Raw genomic sequence first — 17,874 nt, 5'->3', positions numbered from 1 at the left:
GGGCCGCGTCCAGTTCCACGGCATTGCGTGCTCACATTGCGCTGGATCTTCTGCGGCGCGGCAAGGGGAGTGCATCGTGCATTCGCTTGCTTGCCGACGTCATGTGTCTTGTCGCGTACATGGTCGAACTGGGCTATTGCATCACGAGCCAGGAGCAAATAGACGATGCCGATGGCTCGGTCGCGCGTTCATTCGATTGGGCCGAGCGGACCGGAGAATGGTGCCTCGACGAACGCGGAGTGGCGGCGTTCGCACCGTTCGTGACGGCTTACGACAAGTTGCTGCAGTACGTTCCGGTTGGCGCGCTGGTAACAGCTTATGACGCACTGGATCGCATACGCGCGAGGGCAGTCGTGGTCAAAAATGCCGGTGAGGTTGCGGCGCGCGCGGTGATGTAGGAGTGCGCGTCTTAGCGGCCGCGCGCAACGTGCTTTGCAGTCGTGACGCTGTTGGCCGGCTTCTGCGGCAATATGCCTGTCGCTTGCTCCGAGCGAAAGCGCGCGCGGTAGTCCGCAGGGTTGATCTGCAGGCGTCGCGCGAACACACGCCGCAACGCATCGGTGCTGTCGAAGCCGCAGCGTTTCGCAATCTCGCGCAAGGACAAATCCGTGCCTTCCAGGTAGCGCCGTGCTGCGTCGATGCGCGCATTGGCGAGAAACATCATGGGCGTGACGCCGCATTCCTTGCTGAAGGTTCGAGCGAGATTGCGCGCGCTCATGTGCACGCGCTCGGCGAGCGAAGCGACCGTGTGGTCGATCTGCAGGTTGTCGAGAATGTATTGCTGTAGTGACGTGGATTGCGAGTGCGGCGCCGCCTGCGATTCCAGCAGCGGGCTGAACTGGGACTGGCCACCGGCTCGCCGCAGGTACACGATGAGATACTTCGCGACATCCAGCGCCATCGCGCGTCCGTAGTCTTCCTCGATCAATGCGAGCGCAAGGTCGATCCCCGCTGTCACACCTGCCGTCGTGTAGATTCCGCCGTCCTTCACATAGATATGATCGGGCTCGATGCGCGATTTCGGAAAGGTCGCGGCGAGCCTGGGCACGTCCATCCAATGCGTGGTGACCACGCGGTTGTCGAGCAGCCCCGCGGTGCCCAGAGCGAAAAGGCCGTTGCAAATGGCGCAGACACGACGAGCACGCCGGTAATGCGCGTGCAGCCATTCGCTGAGCGCCGGGTCGTCGAAGATCTCGAAGATCCCCAGGCCACCGGGCACGATTACGGTGTCGAAGTCAGGGCAGGCGTCGAAAATCGTGCGCTCCGGCACGATCGTCATGCCGCTCGACGACTGGATCGCACCGCGCGTCGTGCCGACAGTGAGGATCTCGTACTCGCATTCTCCCTGGCTCAGGACCCGGACCTCGGCGAATGCGTCGCGCGGCCCCGCGATATCGAGCAACTGGAATCCCGGGAATACCACCATGCCGACCTTGATGCGGTTCATTGCGCTCACTCGCAGACAGTGGGAGGAAGGCCGCCGGTCGGCCGCGGACCAGGCCGTGCCAGGCGGCTTCGGATCATGCCGGCGAGGCCCCTTGCTCGTAGTCTTTCAGTTTATATAGCATCGCCGAGGCGAGCCAGCCAATCGTAAAGATTGCGACGATCCCGTAGCCGAGCAGCCCGAAATTGCCGTTGATGGCATCGACGAAACGCCAGAACGGACCGGAGAGATCGAGCATTTGCGCGGCGAGCCCCAATGCCTCGATGCCCCCGATCAGCGCGGCGACGAGCGTCGATAGCAGCGTGATCGTCAGGTTGTAGTACAACTTGCGCAAAGGCTTGATGAAGGCCCACCCGTACGCGCCGAGCATGAGGATGCCATCGGTCGTGTCGACGGTAAGCATGCCCGCTGCGAAAAGGCACGGAAAAGCGAGGATCGTCCAGAGCGAGAAGCCGGCCGAAGCCTGCGAGGCCGAGGTGCCAAGCAGCGCCACCTCAGTGGCGGTTTCGAAGCCCAGGCCGAAGAGAACGCCGAGCGGAAGCATCAGCCAGCTCGAACGCACGAGCCCAAAGAGCGGGCGGAACATACGCGCGAGCAGATTGCCCGCAAGGGGGGCAACGCTGTCGTTGTGCGCGTCGCCGATCCCGCCGCGGCGCGCCTTGCGAAAGGCCCGCACGAGATCGATCAGCAGCACGACGTTGAGCATTGCGATCGCGAGAAGGAAAACCGCGGACACGAGTGTGCCGATCGTCGCGCCGGTTGCGCGTAGCGCTTCGAAATGGTGCGCAAGCGACTGGGTTGCAAGCGCGACGACAAGCGCGCCCACCACGACCGTGAGCGAATGGCCGAGCGCGAAATAGAAGCCGACCGTCACGGGCCGCTTGCCGTCGTTCATCAGCTTGCGGGTCACGTTATCGATCGCGGCGATATGGTCGGCGTCCATTGCGTGGCGCAGGCCGAAGCTGTACGCGAGAAACGCCGTGCCGAGCAGCATGGGCGACGTGCGCAGGACGATGAGCGCCCAGCTCCACGCGAGGATGTTGACGAGCGCCAGTGTGGCGTACATGGCGACGATGCGCGAGCGGTTCGACGCGTTGGGATGCCGCGGTTCGGTGGCGAGGCTCATGGGTGTCTCCTTCGTGAGATTACTGTTCGATCAGCGCGGATTGGCTCACAGGGCGTGGCGCGAGTGCGCGCGCCAACTCCGCCGGGTCGAGCGTGCCGCTCGCCTCGATCGCCTTCAGGAGCGCTTCGAAAAAGCGCTCGTAATAGTCCCAGCGCGGCTGGTGCGCGCATTCGAGTGCTTCCCAGCGGCCGATCGCTTCGATCAGGCACTGGCGAAAGTCCTCCCACTCGAAGCAACCGGCCTTCGCCAGCGAAAGGGCAAGGCCAAACACGTCGCGCTCCCAGCGGTTCGTGAACAGCAGCTTGCCTTCGATGCGTGGCGGCGAGTCGGCGTGACCGAGCATCGACGCCGCAGCGTATTCCTCGAATCGAGTGAACATCGCCTGCTCCTACGCCTGCGGCGCGGCAACCAGCGCCACACCCATCATCGACTCGGGCGTGACGAGCGCGGCTAGCGCTTCCTCGCTCATGCCCTCCGTGTCCGCCGGGCGCTCGGGCACGACGAACCAGCGGATCTGCGCGCTGCTGTCCCATACCTTCACGGCCTTCGTTTCGGGCACCGCCACGCCGAATTCGCTCAGCACGGCGCGTGGCTCGCGCACGCCGCGCGCGCGAAACACCGGGTCCTTGTACCAGTAGGGGGGCAGGCCGAGCACCGGCCACGGGTAGCACGAGCACAGCGTGCAGATGATGAGGTTGTGCACATCGGCGCTGTTGGCAACGGCCGCCATGTGCTCGCCCTCCGCGCCCGTCATCCCGACGGGCAGATCGAGTTCGGCGATCGCGGCGGGCGTGTCTTCGAGCAGACGCGCCTTGTAGGCCGGATCGACCCATGCGCGCGCAACGATCCTGGCGCCGTTGAAGGGACCTGCCACGGTTTCGAAATGGCGCAGCACCGTATCGACCGATTCGCTGCCAATAATGCCCTTTTCGATTAGCAGCGCCTCGAGTGCGCGCACCTTCGCGGCGCTCGACGACTCACGGTCGTCAGAAAAAGCAAAAATATCGCTCATGTTTCTCTCCTTTGTCAGTTGTGCGCGGAATCAGGCAACCGCTGCCACGTAGGCCTCAAACAGGTCGGCGTAAATCATCGTGTTGGCCTCGCTCTTGCCTGCGCCCCAGATGTCCGCCGCCGCGAAGGCAATGCGATAGACCGGCATGGGCTCGCCGATGCCGTCCACGCCGGTCGAAACGAAATACGCATAACTGTCCGGATAGGCGAGATCGACCGTGCCCGTCTTGTTGCGCAGGTAACCCGGCAGCCGCGTGTGATCGACGGCTTCGGGGTCGGCAACGCGCACGCGCTGTCCCGCCTTGAAGCGTGCTGCCTGCCGGCTCGGGTGCCGGGGCGAATCGCCTTGTTGAAGGTAGGCGTCGATCTGCGCGTCGAGCGGCGTATTGGGCCGGTGGGGCAGTGGCGAGTCAGGCTGGCTGCGGTAGAGCGCGGTCTTCTCGGCCAGCTCCTGTGCAGTGAGGTAGCCCGCGTCGATGAAAAACTGGGAAATGCCGCCAAGCCACTTCTCGTAGTAGCGGAACTTGAAGTATTCGAACGGTTGCATGCCCTCTGCGCCCGTGCGCAGCGACGCCCACGTCCAGTCGCTTCGAAAGGTCGTTGGCAGCGTCTTGATGGCATAACCAGGCAGCGCGCTTTCGAGGTGCGCGCTCTCGGCCATCATGGCGGTGTGGATGCCGAAGATGCGCTGTTCCCACGGCTGGGCGAACACGCGCGTGTCCAGATTGACGGGACCCAGGTTCTCGAGTCCGCCAAGGTGATGTTGGAGTTTCATTTGGAGTCCATATCGTTGAAAATGGATCGGGCCACTACGGGGTAAGGGAGACTCAGCGCATTGGCACAGGCGCTGCGCCTTCCGCTACTGAGGCGACACAGCGCAGCAGGCCGGCGCGCAACGCCTGCACATCCAGGCCGCGGCCAATGACGACGAAACGGCTTTCGCGCAACGCGTCGCGCGCCCAGGCTTTGCCAAAGTGCGTGTCCATCAGCATGTGGACACTGTGGAAATGCAGACGACGCGTTTCGCCGTCGAGGTTCAATACGCCCTTCATGCGCAGCAAGGATAAGCCTTGCGACTGCACAAGCTGGTTCGCCCAACGGTTGAAGCGCAGCGGGTCGAGTGCGCCGGGAATCACGAAACCGAAAGACTCGATACTCGTGTCGTGCTCGTGTTCATGCTCGCCGTCGTCGAGGATGTCCGGCTCGATAGTGAGCAGATGGTCGACTGAGAAGGTCTTCGTTGAGAGGAGCGCGGGAACGTCGATACGGGCGCGCGTCGTCAGCTCGTGCGTCGCGGCCGGATTGAGCTGACGCAGCGTTGCTTGCAGCGCCTCTACCTGTGCGGGCGTGGCCGTATCGGCTTTGTTCACAACAATGCGGTCGGCAAAGACGATCTGCTCGCGCGCGATGTCATCGCGGAGCTGTGCTTGCGCATGACACGCGTCGACGACCACCACCACGGACTCCAGTTCGACGCGCTCGCGCACGTCTGGGTCGGCGAGAAACGTCTGCAACACGGGCGCCGGATCTGCGAGCCCCGAGGTCTCGACGATCAGCCGCTCCAGCCCGTCGCCGAAGCGGTCAAGGAGCGCGAGCACACTCGTCACGAGGTCAGCGCGTACGGTGCAGCACACGCAGCCGTTGCTGATCTCCACGATGGCTTCTTCTTCGGCGACGATCATCTCCCCGTCGATACCCACTTCGCCAAACTCGTTCACGACGATGCCGAATGGCATAGGCCGCGTGGCGTCGAGCACATGATTGACGAGGGTAGTCTTGCCGGCGCCGAGAAAGCCGGTGATCACAGTCGTTGGAACCTTCCTGATCCGCATGGAAATCTCCGTGTCGGGTTGCTGATATATCAAGAAAATAGCGAAGTTACCGTGGCCTGAGAGGCTCGCGTCCTGTTCGGTCGCGACGATGGCACGCTTCGCAAGTGTGGCTGGCCGGATTGCGCCGAAAGGTCCGATACGGCCATGCCCACGCCGTTTCGATCGCGAACCGCCGCTCAGTTCGCACCCATCACGCGCCTTGTGGTGAGCGCGTTCCCGGCGATTTCCGACACATAGCCGAAGACGGCGCCGGTCACGAGTGCGGCGGCCGCGACGAGCGCAGGGTTCGCGAACCCAGGCGTCGTGATCGGGCGGCCTGAAGCGACGGTGGTGCCGACGGTCGAGGCGAATCCCCAGACGATGGCGGGCAGCACGTCGAGCAGCTTGATCTTCGAAGCCTGCACCATCGCCGCGCTGCCAACGCCGACGCACACGGCAATGGCGAGCGCCGTCTGGCTCGTGCCGTGGATGGTGAGCAAGGTGAGGGAACTGATGACGAGGCCGACGAGGTTCGACGCGATGCTCTTGATGAAACCCGCCGAACCGCCGCCGAGCACGAAGAACGACGCCCACGCGATGAACGTGACCCAGACCGGCATGGGAAGCAGGGTGCCGGTCAACCAGGTATCGACCACGGCGAGGAAGCCGATACTCAGTGTGTATGCCTCGGATTGCTTCATTGCTCTCTCCTTGAACGAGTTGACGAAGGGCTCTTGATCGCCACGCGAGCAACCTGTTAGCGATGTTTGGGCCGGCTCAAAGGCTATGTCCGGATTCATGCCGCAATGGTCCGGTACCGCCGTGAGCCGTGTCCGTCAATGCCGAGGTCGACTGCAGCGGACAACCGCCGCCGCATGCCGATAGTGATCAACCATTCGAGAGGTGAGAGCCGGCCGCGCCGCCTCGGTGCACACGTTCACTTCTCCGGTGCGAAGTGAATCGTGCGGCAGCGGGAGCCAGCGTAGGAAGCAGGCGCCAAGGTGGCTTAGCTTCCAAAGAAAATGTTGCAGTAGCTGGATGGGCCGACGCACGACGAGGACGTGCCGTTGTGCGAAGGCATATGTGAGCCAGAGTCGGACATGCCGCTCATCGTCGTGCCGCCCATGGCTTCGTTTGCCAGGGACTGAGGGTCCTGCGCCGCGATTTTGGCCTCGGCCGCCTGAATGTCCACAGGATAGGTCGCATCATTGCCGATCGAAGGGTTGTAGCCGGCCTGCTCGACGCGGACGAGATCCGCGCGCACTTCGGCCCTCGTGAGGCCCTGCGCAGAAGCGGCGGACGCAACCCCCCCAAATGTCAGTGCAAGCACCGGAAGTGCTATTGCAACGCGTACATTCATTTCGAACTCCTAAATCAAAAATTACATTTGCTGAAAAGCGAAAGAGCGGATTCCTTCATGCTTCTCATGCGAGCAAACAGTCTGGGGGGAGCAATATTCCAGCTTGAATCGCATTTGGTCCGGGGCGTTAGCGGATAGCCCGCCAAAATTCCCGCCGTGACTGATCGTCAAGTGACGACTTTCGTTGGATAATAGTAAGAAAAACCAGCGAGAGAAGCATGAAAGGGAACATGAAAAGCACTGTGAAAGCCCAGCCGGCGGCGGAGTCGCGCCGCCGCGTTACGCGAGGCAAAAGTGCTCCCGTAGAGGGGATGCAGGACAGGGAGGACGTGCAGGCGGACCGCGCAACCTCGGGCGATACTCACGCGAAGCACCCGAAGCAAAAGATCGTACGGCGGCTGCCGCGCACCGAGCGCCGGGCGCTCGTTCTTGCCAAGGCCGCCGACTACTTCGCCGAGCACGGGTTGGAGGCACAGACACGGGCTATCGCGGAGGTATGTGGCATCTCCCAGCGATTGCTTTACAGCTTGTTTCCGAGCAAGGCGGCGCTGATCGAGGAAGTTTACAACCATGAAATTGCTGGCATCTTCAAGGCAATCTGGTTCGTCAATCTCAAGGATCGAGACGTGCCTGTCGAGGCGCGATTGATTGCTTTCTACCGCGAATACTATGAGACGCTGCTCACGCGTCGTTGGTTGCGGCTGTTCCTCTTTTCGTCGCTGGCGGGCCTGAGCATGGCGCCGACATACTCGAATGCAGTCATTTCCCACGCGCTCGAAATTGTCGTGACAGAAGCTGCTCATGAAGCAGGGCGATCGGTCCCGCCAACGCTCGACGGGCTCAAGGAGGTCGGCTGGATCTTGCACGGCGCCATTTCGCACCTTGCGATCCGTCGCCGCATCTATGGTCACGACGACGCGATGCCGGTGGAAGACGTTATTGCAATGACGGTGCGCGCGTTTCTGGCGAGCGTTCCAGCACTGCTTCCGCCGCTCACGCCTGCCTGACGCTTGAAGCGAGAACGGCGCTTGCGATTCAGTGCCGTTCTTCCGCACGCCCGGCTGCGGCCCTAAACAAACTGCACGTCTCCTTCAGGGCGCGCGAGCGCGCGCCCTTTCGCACACAGTTCGGCGGTTCTTGCGATCCTGACACGCGTGCGGCCGCGCGTCGCGCAAGTCGTCAGTTGACGACTTAGTGAATTGGGAATATTGTTCACCTGAAGCATCACTAATGATTGATGCGGCAAATCTGCCTTCGTAATTGCATGAAAGGTCATAGGAAAGTTGTCGTCATATGACGATTTTCTTTTCGAAAGGCGTATGTCGGTTTCGGCTGGCATGGCTGAAGTGCCGCAAACGAGTTCATGAAACCATCTGTCTTTTCTTATCATCGGCCGAGCACGGTGTGCGAGGCGCTGGCGTTACTTGCCGGGCACGGCATCGACGCGAAGGTGATCGCCGGTGGCCAGTCGCTTGTGCCGATGATGAACATGCGCCTCGCGCAGCCGACGCACGTTATTGACCTTAACGCGCTCGAGGAACTCACTGGTATCGCGCGCACCGCCGGCACGCTGTCGATCGGCGCGCTGACTCGCCATCACGAACTGGCGACGAGCCTGCTCGTGCGAGACGGCTGTCCACTTCTTGCGCGAGCCGCGGGCACGATCGGTCACTTCGCGATCCGCCAGAGGGGCACGCTCGGCGGGAGCATGGCGAATGCGGATCCGGCGGCCCAGTTGCCGTTGATCGCACGTACCTTGAACGCCCGGATCAAGGTGGCCGCGAGTGGAGGGACGCGCGAAATCGATGCGGCCGACTTCCTGCTCGCGACCATGACGACCTCGCTCGAGGTGGACGAGATCATCACCGCCGTTGACTTTCCGTGTGCGCAGCCCGGTGAAAAGCAGGGATTCGAGTTATTCAGCCGCCGTCAAGGCGACTTCGCGATCGCTGCCTGCGCGGTGACAACCGTAGTCGAAGCGGGGCGCCTCGCCGCATTGCGCATCGGCATAGGCGGCGTGGGCGACGTGCCTGTCACGCTCGACGAAGTCGCCGCCGATTTTGAGGGCGCTTTCGCGGACGCCACCACGGTCGCGCGCATCGGCAAGCGTGCGGCCGCAGCGGTCGAGCCTGCCGACCATCCGCATATCAGCGCCGCGTACCAGCGCGATCTTGTCGAGGCGTTGACCGCGCGCGCACTCGCGCGAGCATGCGGCATTGACGCGCTTAACACCGCGCACAACACGTGAAACGGCCATGGAAAAGAAGCTGATCCACCTGGAAGTCAACGGCACGCGGCATGCGGTGCATTGCGATTCCCGCAAGCTCCTCTCGGACGCATTGCGCGAAGACTGCAGGCTGACCGGCACGCATGTCGGCTGCGAACACGGCGTCTGCGGCGCATGTACGGTACAGATCGACGGACAGCTTGCGCGAGCGTGCCTCACCTTCGCCGTGCAGGCGCAAGAGACGTGCATCACGACGATCGAAGGCATGGCGGCCGGCGCGCGGCTCTCAGCGCTCCAGCAGGCCTTCCACGAGTGCCACGCGTTGCAGTGTGGCTTTTGCACGCCCGGCATCGTGATGACGTTCGACGCGTATCTGCGGGAGAATCCGCAGCCGTGCGCGGTAGAGGTTCGCGAGGTGCTCTCGGGCAATCTCTGCCGGTGTACCGGCTATCAGAACATCGTGCGCGCAGTGCTGCTGGCAGCCGAACGCCTGCGTGGAGAGGCCGCCAATGTCTGAGACTGCATTTCGGTACCTGAACCGGCCCGCGCGCCGCCCCGAGGACTATCGACTGTTGACCGGCCACGGCCGCTATGTCGACGACATCGACATAGCCGGCGCGTTGCACGCCTGCTTCGTGCGCTCACCCCACGCGCATGCACGCATCGCGTCCATCTACACGAGCGAAGCGCTGGCGATGCCAGGCGTAATCGCAGTCGTCACCGGCAGCGATCTCTTGCAATGGACACGACCTCTGCGCATGGCGCCGCCGATCGAGGGGTTGCTTCCTGTCGAGGTAGAGGCGCTCCCGACCGAGGTGGTGCGGTTTCACGGCGATCCCGTAGCGTGCGTGGTGGCGATGGATCGTTATGCGGCCGAGGACGCGGCGGAAAAGGTCTACGTGGAGTTCGACCCGCTGCCGGCCGTGTCTGACATGTGGAGGGCGCTGGAAGCGGACGCGCCTCAGGTCGACCCGATGGTTCCCGGCAATTTGATCTCGCACCAGACCTTTGCGCATGGCGATCCGGGGGAGGCCGAGCGCACCGCGTACCGCGTTGTCGAGGCGACCTTCTCCCAGGCGCGCCAGACTCATGTGCCAATCGAGACGCGGGGTTGTGCCGCGGTCTGGGACCAGGGCCGCGAACATCTGACGTTTCATATCGGCTCGCAGGTGCCTCACCCGTTGCGTACGCAACTGGCTGCGCGCCTCGCGCTCGACGAATCCCAGGTCACGGTGATCTCGCCGGACGTGGGCGGCGCATTCGGACAGAAGATCGCGCTGTATCGCGAAGAACTCGTTGTGGCTGCGCTTGCTCGCCATCTGCGCAGGCCCGTGCGTTGGCGAGAGGACCGGCTCGAGAACCTGAGTGCGGCCGCCAATTCGCGCGAGGACTTTTGCCGCACGCGGGCAGCCGTCGATGAGCAGGGTACCTTGCTGTCATTGACGCTCGAAATGCGTGAGGACTTCGGGGCGTATTGCTTCTTCCCCGCGAATTATCTTGCGCGCGTGGTCGCAATGATATTGAGCGGCCCATACCGGCTTGAACATTATGCGTTCGACGTCAAGGTCGTGCTCAGTCATAAATGCGGCAACGCTCCCATGCGCGCGCCGATGTCGATCACGAGTTGGGTGATGGACGGGACGATCGAGGCGATTGCGCGAGCGTTGGGTCTCGACCCGGTCGAGGTGCGGCGCCGCAACCTCATCAAGCCGCAGGAACTGCCCTGGCGGACGCCGACCGGCGAACTGCTCTCCGACATCACGCCCACCGAAACTTTCGAGACACTCGTGCGTGCCGTCGGCTACGAGGCGTTTCGCGTGCGGCAGCGCGAAGCGCGCGCCAAAGGGCGCTATTTGGGGCTTGGCCTGTGCAATGTCGTCGAACCGACGACCTACGGCTCGAAGTTCTATAAGGCGGCCGGCATACCAGGGTCGGGACACGAAGCCAGCTGGATACGGATAGAGCCGACTGGAGTGGTTAATGCGTCACTCGGGCTCGGGCCGACCGGGCAGGGCTATGAGAGTGCGATGGCGAACGCGGTTGCGGAGGGCCTCGGCGTCGACCCTTCGCGCGTGATGATCTATATGGGACACACCGACGTCGCGCCTTACGGCATGGGAAGCCGTGGCGCGCGAAGCGCGACAGCCGGTGGCGGGGCGTTGTTCCTTTGCGCGCAGGAGGCCAGGCGTAAAGTCCTGGCAATCGCAGGCGCCCGTCTCGGCGAACCGGTTGATGCCCTTCGGATCGTGGATGGCTGCGTGGAGCGCCGGGATGGAGAGAAGTGGCTGGAAACAGGCGTGACATTGTCCGACATTGCGCGCCAGGCGTATCTGGACCCGACTTCGTTACCCGACGGATTGACGCCAGGCCTCGAGTTTCACCTGGCGTACGACCCGCCGGCGATGACGTACTCCAACTCGGCGCATGCGTGCGAAGTCGAACTCGACATTGCGACCGGTGCGTTGAGCCTCGTGCGATATGTGGTCGCGGAGGATTGCGGAACGTTGCTGAACCCTACAGTCGTGGAGGGCCAGCAGCACGGCGCCATCGCGATGGGTCTCTCGGGTGCATTGTTCGAGCAGATGATTTACGACGAAGCCGGGCAGAACACCACCGGATCACTTGCCGACTATCTGATTGCGACCTCAGCCGAGCTGCCCAATATCGAGATCATCCCGATGCACACGCCGAGCCGCTCGACCGCAGCCGGAATCAAGGGCATGGCTGAAGGCGGCGTCATGGGCGCGATCGGTGCCGTTACGAATGCGCTCAACGATGCGATGTCGCCATTCGGCGTGGTCGCCGACAGGCACCCGCTGACGCCGATGTTCATACGCGAGTTGTTGCGTGATTCACTTTGACTGGACGAAACGATATGAAAGAAGGCGTGACATTGCCCACTGTTGGATTCATCGGCCTCGGCATCATGGGGGGCGCGATGGCGGGCAGACTGATCGCGGCGGGCTATTCGCTGCATCTGTATAACCGTTCGCGCGAGAAGGCCGCGCCGCTTCTGGCATCCGGTGCTAAATGGCACGACACGCCGGGCTCGGTTGCGGCGGCATCCGACGTCATTGCGACAATCGTTGGTACACCTGATGATGTGCGCGCGCTCTACCTCGGCAGCGATGGGTTGATTGAGCATGCGAAGCCGGGCACGGTGCTGATCGACATGACGACTTCCAGCCCCGCACTGGCGCGCGAGATAGCCGTCAAAGGCGCCGCGCGCGGTGTCGAAGTGCTCGACGCACCCGTATCTGGCGGAGATGTCGGCGCACGCGATGGCCGCCTTTCAATCATGGTTGGTGGAGGGGCCGAGACGCTGACGCGCGTCGAGCCGATCCTGCGTCACCTCGGGGCAAATATCGTGTTGCAAGGCGGCCCGGGCGCAGGCCAGCACACCAAGCTGTGCAATCAGATCGTGATTGCCTCGACGCTACTCGGTGTCTGCGAGGGTCTTGCATACGCGGCACGCGCAGGGCTCGATCCTCAGACGGTCCTCAACTCGATCGGCGGCGGTGCGGCGGGTAGCTTTCAGTTGAACAATCTCGGACCGCGCATTGTGCGTGGGGACTATGCACCGGGCTTCATGATCGAACACTTCATCAAGGACATGCGCATTGCCGCCGAGGAAACGGCACAGATGGGGCGGGAATTCGCGGGCCTGGAACTCGTGCGCTCGATGTTCCGGCGTCTCGCCGAAGCGGGCCATGCGCGCTCGGGAACGCATGCGCTGTCCAGAATGTATGACACGGAGCCGCTCGAATGAAGTTGACCGACATGTGCATGCTGCCTGCGCGACCGGATGTGGTCTGGGCGGCACTGAATGATCCACGGGTTCTGGAGGCCGTGCTTCCCGGCTGCGAGTCGCTGCACATGGTCGATGAACGTCATTTCGAAGCGAAAGTGCAAGCGAGAGTCGGCCCGGTAAGCGCGACTTTCCGCGGCGCCGTGGAACTGAGCGATCTGGAACCTCCGCATGCCTACACGATTATCGGCCACGGAAATGCGGGCGCAGCGGGCTTCGCGAAGGTCGATGCGCGCGTGAGGCTGGAAGCGCAGGGCGACGCAACGCTGCTGATCTACGAGGCCGATGTCGAAGTGGGAGGGAAATTGATGAGCGTTGGTGCGCGCCTGATCCAGTCGGCCGCGGCCAGGCAACTCGAATCGTTTTTCGACGCGTTTCGCTTCCACATTGAACAAGGCGCTCTGAGGGATTCATCGGTCGCCTGCGCGGCGCTTGACGGGGCGGTCGCATTCCGGGTGGCGTCGGACGTCGCCGCTGCCGTCGAACAACCACGAGCCGACACTACCGCTCGCCCGGATTCGCGAATCGGCGTTGGATCGCATACGACAGGCACGCGCCGTACAGCGTGGGCGACTTACGTTGCGACGGGCGTGGCAGCTGGTGTGGCTGGTCTCGTAATCGGTTTCGTAATAGGACACGGGTTTTGAGCAGGTCGCGAGCGTGACGTGAACTCGCGCGATGTTGGCATGAAGCATCGGTCAGCCCGCTTGCGACTTTCAGGAGAAGAAAGGATGTTGGTTGAAATGCGCACATACCAGATTGTGCCTGGCAAGGTCGCCGAATTTCTCACCTTTTATGAACGCAATGGACTTCACATCATTTCGTTATATGCGCGCTTGCAAGGGTGCTGGACGAAGGAGTCAGGCACGCTGAACTCGGTTGTGTTCTGCTGGGCTTACGACAGCTACGCGCATCGCGCCGAGCAACGTGCAAAGCTCGCATGCGATCCAGAGTGGCTGGCATTTACGCCGAGCATGTTGCCTTACCTCGTGCATCAAGAGTCGGTGTTTCTTACGCCGGCGCCGTTTAGTCCAGCCGTGTGAACAGGCGGGGACAAGATCGCCGCGCGGCGCGTAAAAGCAGTCAAATCGATTTAAGGATTACTGAATCAATGGAACATTTCACTTACCACAACCCAACGAGAATCATTTTTGGCGAAGGCCAGATTGCTGCGCTCGACGCGGAAATCGCGCGCGACGCAATCGTGCTGATTACGAGTGGTGGCGGCAGCATCAAACGCAACGGCGTCCTCGAGGAGGTCGAAGGCGCACTCGGTGAGCGCAAGTACTTCGTATTCGAAGGCATCGAGCCGAACCCCACGTACGAAACACTCATGAAAGCCGTCGCGCTCGCCCGCGAAAAGAAGGTCGATTTCCTGCTCGCGGTGGGCGGCGGCTCGGTGATCGACGGAACGAAGTTCATTGCGGCAGCGCTCAAGTTTGACGGCGAGCCTTGGGACATCCTTGCGAAGCAGGTACAGGTACGCGATGCGGTGCCGTTCGGCTGTGTCTTGACGCTGCCGGCCACCGGCTCCGAAATGAACAACGGAGGCGTGATCAGCTATCGCGAGAAAGGGGACAAGCTGCCGTTTCGCAGCGAGGCGACGTATCCGCGCTTTTCAGTGCTCGACCCGACGACGACCTTTTCGCTGCCCGCGAGGCAGATTGCGAACGGCGTGGTGGATGCGTTCGTCCACGTCGTCGAGCAATACCTCACCTATCCGGTTCAGGCGAAGGTGCAGGACCGCTTTGCCGAAGGGCTGCTGCTCACGCTGACGGAGGTGGGCCCCGAGGCGATGGCGAATCCTCACGACTACGACGTGCGCGCCAATGCCATGTGGGCGGCCACGTTGGCACTGAATGGTCTGATCGGGGCGGGCGTACCGCAGGACTGGGCTACGCACATGCTGGGTCACGAAATCACGGCGCTTCACGGGCTCGACCACGCACAAACGCTGGCGATCGTGCTGCCGGCCATGCTCGAAGTACGCAGGGAGGAGAAGCGGTACAAGCTGCTTCAGTATGCGGAGCGTGTCTGGAATATCAGGGACGGGAGTGAGGACGACCGCATCACCGCAGCGATTGAAGCGACACGGGAGTTCTTCGAACGCATGACCGTCAGGACGCACTTGAGCGACTACCAGATTGACGGCAGTTCGGTCGAGCCCCTGCTCGCCAAGCTAATGGAGCACGGCATGACGGCGCTCGGAGAACACGGAGATATCACACCGGACGTAAGCCGACGGGTCTACCAGCTCGCGGTGTAAAGGTGCCACCCATCGTTTAACCGATTACTGGAATTGTCATGAGAATTGGATTTATTGGCCTTGGATCGATGGGCTCCGCGCTTGCGAAGAACCTCCTCGAATCCGGGCATGAGGTGCACGTATATAACAGGAGTCCCGAACGCGCCGAGCCATTGCGTCAAGCCGGAGCCATCGTCGCGGCCTCGCCTGCGCAGGCGGCTTACTCGGCGGATGTCGTGTTTTCCATGGTGGCCGACGATGCGGCGCTCACCGCCGTCACTCGCGGCGAGACAGGCATTGTCTCGGGAATGCGGGCGGGTGCAGTGCATGTCTCGATGAGCACGATCAGCGTCGCAGCAGCGCGCGAGTCTGCCGATTTTCATCGCGAGGCAGGGTTCGGCTTCGTCTCGGCTCCTGTGTTCGGCCGGCCCGATGCGGCTGCGGCGCGAACGCTTTTTATCATGGCGGCGGGCGCCGACGAGCATCTGGAGGCCGTGGTGCCATTGCTCGATCAGCTCGGCCAGTCGGTGGGGATTGTCGGCACCGACCCGTCTCACGCGAATCTGGTGAAGCTGATTGGCAACTTCATGCTGTCGGGCGTGATTGAAATGCTTGGGGAGGCGTGTGCGGTTGCGGGCAAGGCTGGCATCGAACCGTCGCACCTCGTTGGGTTGCTGACCACGACGATCTTCAATTCGCCAGCGTTCAGGATTTACGGGTCGCTGATCGCGAAACGGCAATTTCAGCCAGCGGGTTTCGCGCTGCCACTCGGTCAGAAAGACAATCGTCTGATCATGGCTGCCGCGGAGGCACTCGGTGTCCCGATGCCCCTTGCCAACCTTGTTCACGATCGCTTCGTCACCTTGCGCGCGCAGGGCTATGGAGCGGAGCATGACTGGGCTGCGGTTGGACTCTGCGCACAGCTCGACGCTGGGCTCGGCCGTCTCCCCCAGGACGGCTGAGCGCACAACGGTCGTTGGCCCCGAAAGGGCGGCGGCACCGCTGCCCTGCGTTTCGAGACGAACGGCTGCGATAATTCAGAGGAAATTTCAAATGATTGACCTGCGTAGTGATACCGTCACCCGTCCCGGCCCGGCCATGCTGGCTGCCATGAGTGCTGCCGAAACTGGCGACGACGTGTGGGGCGACGACCCGACTGTCCTGCGCCTGCAAACTGCTGTCGCTGAACGCGCCGGCAAGGAAACGGGCCTGTTCTTTCCGAGCGGTACGCAGGCCAATCTCGCCGCGTTGATGGCGCATTGCGAGCGCGGCGATGAGTACATCGTCGGCCAACTGGCCCACACATACAAGTACGAAGGCGGCGGGGCGGCGGTGCTGGGCAGCATCCAGCCGCAGCCGATCGAAAATGCCGCCGATGGCACGCTGCCCATCGAGAAGATGGTCGCCGCGATCAAACCGATCGACAATCATTTCGCGCGAACGCGGCTGTTGGCGCTCGAGAACACGATTGGCGGCAAGGTGCTTGCGCAGGAATACGTGACGCAAGCCACTGCGCTTGCGAAGAGCAGGGGGCTCGCTACGCACCTCGACGGCGCGCGCTTGTTCAACGCGGTCGTCGCGTCGGGACGGCCTCTCGCGGAGTTGGGCGCGCCCTTCGATTCAATCTCGATCTGCTTCTCGAAAGGACTGGGAGCGCCGGTTGGCTCGGTGCTTGTGGGCAGCAATGCGCTAATCGAACGCGCGCGTCGCTGGCGCAAGATGCTCGGTGGCGGCATGCGCCAGTCGGGCGTGCTGGCGGCCGCCTGCCTTTATGCGCTGCAGCACAATGTCGAGCGCCTCGGCGAGGATCATAGTAACGCCGAGTATCTTGCGCGCAAGCTGGCGGAAGTCGAGGAGATGCGCGTGCAGTCGCAGGCGACCAACATGGTCTTCGTGCAAATCCCCGAGACGCACTGCGCGACACTCGAGATACGGCTCAAGGAGCGCGGGATCCTGACGCAGATGCTGTACGCATCGCGCTTTGCCACACACCTTGACGTCTCACGTGCCGATATCGACACGTTTGTCGACGCTGTGAAGGGCTATTTCGCGCGCTGAAGACCTCGCGTGCTGCCGGCGGCACAGTCCGGCAAGCACGCGTGTGTTTGCATGTTCAGGCCCAATTGAGCCGCCGTGGCGTTAAGTGAGACCTCTTTCAAGGCTGCTTGTATAGCGTGGCGTCAACAACGCGCTGCGCCCCGGCGTTTTCGAGCGCTGCGATGGTCGACGCGTTACCTTGCTGGACTGCGACCTGCAGCGCAGTTCTCCCGAGCGCGTCGACATGTTCGGGATTTGCTCCTCGGGCAACGAGTTGCGGCACGAGATTGGCCCGTCCGAACAGCGCCGCAAAGGAAAGCGCCGTTTCGCCGGCATTGTTCGTCTCGTCGATCGGGCAGCGCGCTTTCATCAGGCGTTCAGACAGCGCGGTATCGCCCTTGAAGATCACGCCCATCAGTGCGGTGTTGCCGTGCTGGTCGCCGATGCACGGATTCGCTCCGGCGTGCAGCAGATAGTCGAGCGCGGCGCCTTGATGCCGGTAGGCCGCGAGAATGACCGCCGTATAGCCTTCGCGGGTCGTGGCGTCGATCGGATAGCCCGCCGCGACGAGACCCTGCAGAATGTCGACGCGGCCTGCGCGCGCCGCGTCGAACCAGTCATCGTCGTAACGGCGCAGATCCTGCTGCGCCCCCGCATTGACGGCCAAAGTTGCGGGCAGCGCGCTCGACGCACAACCGGCCGCCGCGGCCGCCACGCCAGCCAGTGCAGTTACGCAAAGTGCGCGCCAGAGGACGGGGCGCAATCGTTTCATCGTCGCGCTCCTGCGCAAGAGTTTGCAGAACAC

Annotated in this window: 20 protein-coding genes; 11 read left to right on the top strand and 9 right to left on the bottom strand. The window is 62.7% G+C overall.

Going from position 1 to position 17,874, the window contains the following annotated elements; all coding sequences use genetic code 11:
- Positions 1-86: 86 nt before the first annotated feature.
- Positions 87-398, top strand: a complete 312-nt coding sequence (locus U5A65_RS22575) for a hypothetical protein (RefSeq protein ID WP_321947480.1) — start codon at positions 87-89, stop codon at positions 396-398.
- An 11-nt stretch (positions 399-409) separates the two neighbouring features.
- Here the strand turns inward: U5A65_RS22575 and U5A65_RS22570 are convergent, their stop codons facing one another.
- The 8 genes from U5A65_RS22570 to U5A65_RS22535 all read right to left on the bottom strand — a co-directional run bounded on the left by U5A65_RS22570 (position 410) and on the right by U5A65_RS22535 (position 6,752).
- Positions 410-1,447 (bottom strand): GlxA family transcriptional regulator, encoded by a 1,038-nt coding sequence (locus U5A65_RS22570; protein WP_321909975.1) that lies wholly within the window; start codon positions 1,445-1,447, stop codon positions 410-412.
- A 73-nt stretch (positions 1,448-1,520) separates the two neighbouring features.
- Complete coding sequence (locus tag U5A65_RS22565; RefSeq protein WP_321909973.1) at positions 1,521-2,570, bottom strand: HoxN/HupN/NixA family nickel/cobalt transporter; 1,050 nt, start codon at positions 2,568-2,570, stop codon at positions 1,521-1,523.
- A gap of 19 nt (positions 2,571-2,589) precedes the next feature.
- Positions 2,590-2,949, bottom strand: a complete 360-nt coding sequence (locus U5A65_RS22560) for a nitrile hydratase accessory protein (RefSeq protein ID WP_321947478.1) — start codon at positions 2,947-2,949, stop codon at positions 2,590-2,592.
- Between the two features lie 9 nt (positions 2,950-2,958).
- Positions 2,959-3,582: a nitrile hydratase subunit alpha gene (gene nthA / locus U5A65_RS22555; RefSeq protein ID WP_321909970.1), complete on the bottom strand. Its 624-nt coding sequence runs from the start codon at positions 3,580-3,582 to the stop codon at positions 2,959-2,961.
- 30 nt (positions 3,583-3,612) lie between these two features.
- Complete coding sequence (gene nthB, locus U5A65_RS22550) at positions 3,613-4,356, bottom strand: nitrile hydratase subunit beta (RefSeq protein ID WP_321947476.1); 744 nt, start codon at positions 4,354-4,356, stop codon at positions 3,613-3,615.
- Positions 4,357-4,408: 52 nt separating this feature from the next.
- Positions 4,409-5,413 carry a GTP-binding protein gene (locus U5A65_RS22545; RefSeq protein WP_321947474.1) on the bottom strand — a complete coding sequence of 335 codons (1,005 nt, stop codon included), beginning with the start codon at positions 5,411-5,413 and terminating at the stop codon, positions 4,409-4,411.
- A gap of 176 nt (positions 5,414-5,589) precedes the next feature.
- Complete coding sequence (locus U5A65_RS22540; RefSeq protein ID WP_321947472.1) at positions 5,590-6,093, bottom strand: DUF1097 domain-containing protein; 504 nt, start codon at positions 6,091-6,093, stop codon at positions 5,590-5,592.
- A 305-nt stretch (positions 6,094-6,398) separates the two neighbouring features.
- Positions 6,399-6,752, bottom strand: coding sequence for a DUF4148 domain-containing protein (locus tag U5A65_RS22535; protein ID WP_321909965.1), 354 nt, complete (start codon positions 6,750-6,752; stop codon positions 6,399-6,401).
- A 218-nt stretch (positions 6,753-6,970) separates the two neighbouring features.
- Between U5A65_RS22535 and U5A65_RS22530 the strand changes: the two genes are divergently transcribed.
- The 10 genes from U5A65_RS22530 to ltaE all read left to right on the top strand — a co-directional run bounded on the left by U5A65_RS22530 (position 6,971) and on the right by ltaE (position 17,090).
- Positions 6,971-7,759 carry a TetR/AcrR family transcriptional regulator gene (locus U5A65_RS22530; RefSeq protein ID WP_321909963.1) on the top strand — a complete coding sequence of 263 codons (789 nt, stop codon included), beginning with the start codon at positions 6,971-6,973 and terminating at the stop codon, positions 7,757-7,759.
- A 356-nt stretch (positions 7,760-8,115) separates the two neighbouring features.
- A complete protein-coding gene (locus U5A65_RS22525) occupies positions 8,116-9,000 on the top strand; it encodes a xanthine dehydrogenase family protein subunit M (RefSeq protein ID WP_321947470.1) in 885 nt (294 codons plus the stop codon).
- A 7-nt stretch (positions 9,001-9,007) separates the two neighbouring features.
- Positions 9,008-9,496, top strand: coding sequence for a (2Fe-2S)-binding protein (locus tag U5A65_RS22520; RefSeq protein ID WP_321947469.1), 489 nt, complete (start codon positions 9,008-9,010; stop codon positions 9,494-9,496).
- Positions 9,489-11,840 (top strand): xanthine dehydrogenase family protein molybdopterin-binding subunit, encoded by a 2,352-nt coding sequence (locus tag U5A65_RS22515; RefSeq protein WP_321947467.1) that lies wholly within the window; start codon positions 9,489-9,491, stop codon positions 11,838-11,840. The genes U5A65_RS22520 and U5A65_RS22515 overlap by 8 nt, the downstream gene beginning before the upstream one ends.
- Positions 11,841-11,854: 14 nt before the next feature.
- Positions 11,855-12,748 (top strand): NAD(P)-dependent oxidoreductase, encoded by an 894-nt coding sequence (locus U5A65_RS22510; protein WP_321947465.1) that lies wholly within the window; start codon positions 11,855-11,857, stop codon positions 12,746-12,748.
- A complete protein-coding gene (locus tag U5A65_RS22505) occupies positions 12,745-13,434 on the top strand; it encodes a carbon monoxide dehydrogenase subunit G (protein ID WP_321947463.1) in 690 nt (229 codons plus the stop codon). The genes U5A65_RS22510 and U5A65_RS22505 overlap by 4 nt, the downstream gene beginning before the upstream one ends.
- A gap of 84 nt (positions 13,435-13,518) precedes the next feature.
- The gene (locus U5A65_RS22500; protein WP_321909951.1) at positions 13,519-13,830 is read left to right on the top strand and encodes an NIPSNAP family protein; all 312 of its coding nucleotides are present in this window, start codon (positions 13,519-13,521) and stop codon (positions 13,828-13,830) included.
- 68 nt (positions 13,831-13,898) lie between these two features.
- Positions 13,899-15,053, top strand: a complete 1,155-nt coding sequence (locus U5A65_RS22495; protein ID WP_321909949.1) for an iron-containing alcohol dehydrogenase — start codon at positions 13,899-13,901, stop codon at positions 15,051-15,053.
- A 38-nt stretch (positions 15,054-15,091) separates the two neighbouring features.
- Positions 15,092-15,994, top strand: a complete 903-nt coding sequence (locus U5A65_RS22490; protein ID WP_321909947.1) for an NAD(P)-dependent oxidoreductase — start codon at positions 15,092-15,094, stop codon at positions 15,992-15,994.
- A gap of 91 nt (positions 15,995-16,085) precedes the next feature.
- The gene (gene ltaE, locus U5A65_RS22485) at positions 16,086-17,090 is read left to right on the top strand and encodes a low-specificity L-threonine aldolase (RefSeq protein ID WP_321947677.1); all 1,005 of its coding nucleotides are present in this window, start codon (positions 16,086-16,088) and stop codon (positions 17,088-17,090) included.
- 97 nt (positions 17,091-17,187) lie between these two features.
- Here ltaE and U5A65_RS22480 read toward each other — a convergent pair whose 3' ends face one another.
- Positions 17,188-17,841 (bottom strand): ankyrin repeat domain-containing protein, encoded by a 654-nt coding sequence (locus U5A65_RS22480; RefSeq protein ID WP_321909945.1) that lies wholly within the window; start codon positions 17,839-17,841, stop codon positions 17,188-17,190.
- Positions 17,842-17,874: the final 33 nt, after the last annotated feature.

The organism is Paraburkholderia sp. J10-1, from assembly GCF_905220165.1.
Classification (GTDB): Bacteria; Pseudomonadota; Gammaproteobacteria; order Burkholderiales; family Burkholderiaceae; genus Paraburkholderia.
This window is presented reverse-complemented; position numbering and strand designations above follow the sequence as displayed.